This window comes from Synechococcus sp. R8-2 (genome assembly GCF_047461715.1).
GTDB lineage: Bacteria > Cyanobacteriota > Cyanobacteriia > Thermostichales > Thermostichaceae > Thermostichus.
The window spans coordinates 1-4,679 of record NZ_JANSHQ010000091.1 but is presented as its reverse complement, the minus strand read 5'-3'; the positions used below and the strand labels follow the sequence as shown (position 1 = coordinate 4,679).

Here is a 4,679-nt window from a genome sequence, read left to right as displayed (position 1 = left end):
CGGTCGGAGTCGGGTAGTTTACCCGCACGCAAACGAGATTTTGCCTCGGTGCCGGCAGGGATCCCAAGTAGCAGCCAAAACCTAATCTTGAGTATCCAACCTGCGCACCAACCAGCGCCGCAGCGGATGCCACACCGGCAAGGATAGGATCCAGCGGGATTGCTGCTCCAGCATGAGACGCTCCACCGGATACAGGCCGAACAGCTCATAGCGGCTTTGGGCAATCAGGATCCCCATCGTGAAGCTGACACAGAGCAATAACCCCAAGGTGGGCCATCCTGGGCGGTGAAACAGGGCATATCGCAGGCCCGTCCAAGTAAAGTAATCCCACAGGCGGGCTATATCCGCTCGCAAAGCCCAGAGACTGGGGATCCCGACCACCAGCCACAACAGGCCCAGAAAGATGAAGCTACCGCCGTGGTAGAGGCGCAACAGGCGCTTGGCTGCCGGAGACAGAGCTTGAGTGCCAGAGGCAGCTTTCTTTTCCGCAGCTGAGCCAGGATCAGGGAGCAAGGGCATGGGGATCCCAATTTTCGACACCTCAACACCCATTTTGGACTTATCTCCGACGCAATAGCTCGGTTGCATGGGATCCTCGAACTCAAACGAGTACTTTTCTGCTTTCGGCTCGCCCATTTTAAGGGATCGATTCACAGGGAGCCCAGTTGTGGCTCTCCCGCTGCACAGCGCCATCCAAAAAGGCACTGATCAAAGCATCTGCTCAAAGCATCTGCCGTCTGCAAGTCTTCCTTATCCGTACAGTCAAGTTTCCTGAGAGACGCCCAGACGTCCCGTTCCAAGAGCTTGGCAGACGATCTCTTTGACGTTCATATCCTGAGCGAAAACCAACATTCCCATGGTGAAGGGATCCCGCCCTGGCTCCCCAAGGCAAACCGCGCAATTTGCCCAAGCAACACTGCGGAAATCCAAGCCAGAGGCAGGTGGGCAGGGTTGGGGATTGGGAACTTGGTCGGGGATATAATGGCTCTGCATCCTTTTCTTCGGCCTTGCTAGCTCAAAGGATAGAGCACCGACCTTCTAAGTCGATGGTTGCAGGTTCGAGTCCTGCGCAAGGCGCTGGGCTCTGTTTTGGGTTTCCGGCAGGCTGCCCTGGTGGGGGCACCACACCTGAGCAATCACCTGCCGGGAGTGGCTTTCCACCCGCAGGGATCCGCCCATCAGCTCCACTGCCTTTTGAACCAGCGATAGACCCAAGCCCGTTCCCCCGGCGTTGCGGCAATCCAACTGGAGGAGGCGATAGAACTTTTCAAAAAGGCGGGGCAACGCTTCTGCAGGAATTTCCACCCCTGTATTGCGCACCGTGATCAGCCAGCCGGGACGGCCATTGGAGTTAGCCTGGCTCACACTCAAATAGATGCTTTCCCCAGTGGGGGTGTACTTGCACGCATTGTTTAAAAGCTCGCTGACCACCCGCGACAAGAGGCTCTCATCCGTGCAGAGGGGCCAAAGGTCGGGATCCCATTCCACCTGAAACTGTTGGCCCTGTTGGGCAGCTCGCAGCCGGAAGGGCTCGCAAAGATTGGGGATCCATTCCTGGGGAGATAAACAGGTAAGTCTGAGGACTTTGTTTCCGGATTCGAGGGCTTGCAATTCCAACAGGTCGTTGATTAACTCCAGCTCGCGGTTGGTCTCCATCTCCAAAATTTGAAAGTAGCGCCTTTCCCGCTCAGTTAGGTTGGCTTTAGATAGAAACCCAATAGCCAGCTTCATGTTGGTGAGAGGTGTGCGCATTTCGTGGGAGACCATGTGCAGAAACTCATCTTTGAGTTGGTTGAGCTCCTGCAACTGTTGCACCTGACGCTGGATTGTTTGATAAAGACGTGCTTGGCGAATGGCGATGGCACATTGGCCGGCTACCCGTTGGATGAGCTGTTGTTCCCGCTCGGTAAATATCTGCCCCGGTGGACGGGATCCACAAATATTCCCCAAAACAAGCAGTTCCTCGTGTTGAGCTGTCAGATCCCTTTTGTCGCAAATGGGAGCGATGATCAGGGTGTAGCGGTCGTGGTTGGGCCAGCAGGGGTGATGGAAGTTGCTCAATTGGCAGAGCTGTCCGCGCTGGAGCTGACGAAGCACATGGGCGAAATCCGCAAACGAAACCTCCAGGGGGAAGCGCCGGATCCCTTCTCCGGCCAAATAGTCCACCGCCAAAACGCTGACCTGCCGCTCTGGGTCATACAGGGCAATGGCGCAATTGGATAGGTTCAAGCTGAGGGCCAATTCTCGGGCCACCGTTTCCAAGATTTTTTGTTCGTCCAAAGTGGAGCGAATTTCTTCGGTGATGAGCTGGAGTAGCGCTTCGTCGTTGTAAGCTTGTTCGAGCTCTGCATTGCGCACCCGCACTTGGTAATCCAATTCAGCATTGGCCTGCTGCAGCTTTTGATAAAGCTCTGCCTGCTGAATGGCCACTGCCAGGTGCTCCCCAATGGCCTTGGCCAACTCGATCTCATCGGTTTGCCAATCCGGATCTGAGGTCAGGCGCCGCAGCGATAGCCCGCCCCACATTTGTTCCTGACAAGCCACCGGGATCACCAGCCAAGGGCCCAGTTGGTATTCTCGCTTCTCATAAATGGCAAAGGGATCGGCAATCTGCTCCGGATCCTGGACATGAAAAATTTGCAGCCGTTTCAAATGATCGAAAACCATAAAATCCCTGCTATCCGGCAGTCGCAGGTTCAGATTGTTGGGCAAATTAGGAAATCGGCTATGGCTGGCAATGCCCAACCACACGGCCTCAGCGGGCAGGTACTGATAAAGGGTAACTCGTGCTGCCTGCAACACTGCCCCCACTTCCCGCACCGCCACATCAAATAGGGTGGGTAAGTCCAGAGAGGTGTTGATGGCCTGAATGAGCTGATTAAACAGTCTTTCTCGCTGCAATTGCCGCTGCAGTTTCAGCTCGGCTTGCTTGCGAGGGGTGATGTTTCTGATGATCACCAGCACTTGATCTTCCCCAAAGGGAACGATGCGGGCCTGGCGATATTGGGGCTGAGGGGATCCCTCTGGGCAGGGGTATTCGATCTCTTGAGCTTGCCGGGTTGCCAAGGCCAGCTCCAGATGCTCGCGAATGGCTTGGGCTATGGGTTCCGCCCCACCGGTGCAACCGGTATCAGGAAACAGCTCTTCAGGAGTTTTGCCCAGGTAGTAGGCAGGGGGATGGGGGACAGAAAAATGGCTGGGCGGCTTGAACTCCAGACATCGGCCCTGGCGATCCAGACGAAGCAGCATGTCGGGCAGGGCTTCCAGGAGCTGGCGATAGTGGCGCTCTCGCTCGGCCAAGGTGATCTCTAATTGCTTGCGCTCGCTGATATCCAGGGTCACCCCGACAACCTGGCCGGGATCCCCTTTCGGCCCCAAGAGCACAATCCCCTGGGAAAGCTGCCAGCGCATCTGGCCGTCGGCCTGGTAAACCCGATATTCCAGCGAAAAGTTGGGATCCCCCTCTACCGCCCTGGGCCCAGCCGTCTGCAAAGCTTCTTTCACCCTTTGGCGATCTTCCGGGTGAACGTGCTGCAAAAACACTTCCAGGGTGAAATCTTGGCCGGGATCCAGCCCGTATTTGGCCTTGCACTGGGGAGAAGCACTCAACTCCCAGGTGCGCAGATCCAGTTGCCAATAGCCCAGTTGGGTGGCTTCTAAGGCCAAATAGAGATGCTCTGGATAAAAGCTGCCGTCTCCTGGCCGCACCGGCACCAGGCGGTATCGAGTTGAAGCCATCTCCCTCACCAGACGGTTAATTTGCCGCAAGCCCTGCTTCATTGTGGACGATTTTTAGGAGACGTGAGGGATCCTACTATTCGAATTGTTAGAAATTTCTAACCTTAAGCATGGCTCCAGAATGACTTTGGAAATGTATTCTTTGACACCAACCCTTCAGCCTGAGCTAGGCTTCAAACCCACGGGGAGAAGGCTACCCTGCTGATGCGACCGGGGAACTCTGGGCCGGGCTTGTGGGAAAGGGGGGTGCCTCTGCTATAGTATCGTCAGTTGCATTTCGGATCCCAAGTGGTGGGATCCCCCTGGCAGGTAGGGTCAGGGCAGGCTTCGAGATGTCTTTGCGCTCTTGCGAGAGTTGACGTTGCGTTGAGCTTTCTCGGTGTGATCCTGCCCTTAGCCTGCGTGAAGCGTTTTCTCTTTTTTATGCTTTCCTGTGCAACGTTAAGCCTGACGTTTAATCACAGAAAACTTCTCCTGCTCTCGAGTTTGGGTTTATCTGTAGTAAGACCTGTATTCAGATTTTCCCGATGGGTTGACGGTTTCCTGTTCGCCCTGGCGCGGCTTCTCAAGGTGCCGTTGCCCTCTTCATTTGGTTAGCGGACGGGGAAACAGAAGATTGCTAGATCTGGATCTGGACAATTAGCAGGGCCGAGGTTGTCTTCACTTCCTTGGGCTTTGGCTTAAGTTTTCCTTTCCCCGGGTATCTCTTGCAAAGTTGCCCGATGTTGGCGATGGCAACAGGATAGTCTGTTTAGCCTGCTGTTAGGTTTTCTGGATTCTCTGAGTTGGGTTGATGGGCTGGCCCGCGGCATGGCGAGCGAAGGGATCCCTTTGACCTTTCTCAGCAGACTTCTCCCTATTTTTTCCTAGCTCAACTCAATCATTTTCCAACCGAAGAATTCAAGGTTATTGCTGTGGTTTGTGAAGTTTCTCCCAGTTTG

2 protein-coding genes and 1 tRNA gene are annotated in these 4,679 nt (G+C 55.0%); 1 reads left to right on the top strand and 2 read right to left on the bottom strand.

What is annotated here, in order from left to right; genetic code table 11:
• Positions 1–81: 81 nt before the first annotated feature.
• Entirely contained in the window at positions 82–519 is a 438-nt protein-coding gene (locus NW819_RS02570; protein ID WP_414341644.1) for a hypothetical protein, read from the bottom strand.
• 485 nt (positions 520–1,004) lie between these two features.
• Here NW819_RS02570 and NW819_RS02565 point away from each other — a divergent pair.
• Positions 1,005–1,077: transfer RNA gene (locus NW819_RS02565), tRNA-Arg, on the top strand.
• On the opposite strand, the gene NW819_RS02560 is transcribed toward NW819_RS02565, so the two are convergent.
• The gene (locus NW819_RS02560; RefSeq protein ID WP_414412795.1) at positions 1,039–3,738 is read right to left on the bottom strand and encodes an ATP-binding protein; all 2,700 of its coding nucleotides are present in this window, start codon (positions 3,736–3,738) and stop codon (positions 1,039–1,041) included. The genes NW819_RS02565 and NW819_RS02560 overlap by 39 nt on opposite strands.
• Between the last annotated feature and the right edge of the window lie 941 nt (positions 3,739–4,679).

What these genes read in the sequence shown, in the direction of transcription:
- NW819_RS02570 (WP_414341644.1), bottom strand. Translation starts at nt 519, where the DNA reads ATGCCCTTGCTCCCTGATCCTGGCTCAGCTGCGGAAAAGAAAGCTGCC.
- NW819_RS02560 (WP_414412795.1), bottom strand. Translation starts at nt 3,738, where the DNA reads ATGGCTTCAACTCGATACCGCCTGGTGCCGGTGCGGCCAGGAGACGGC.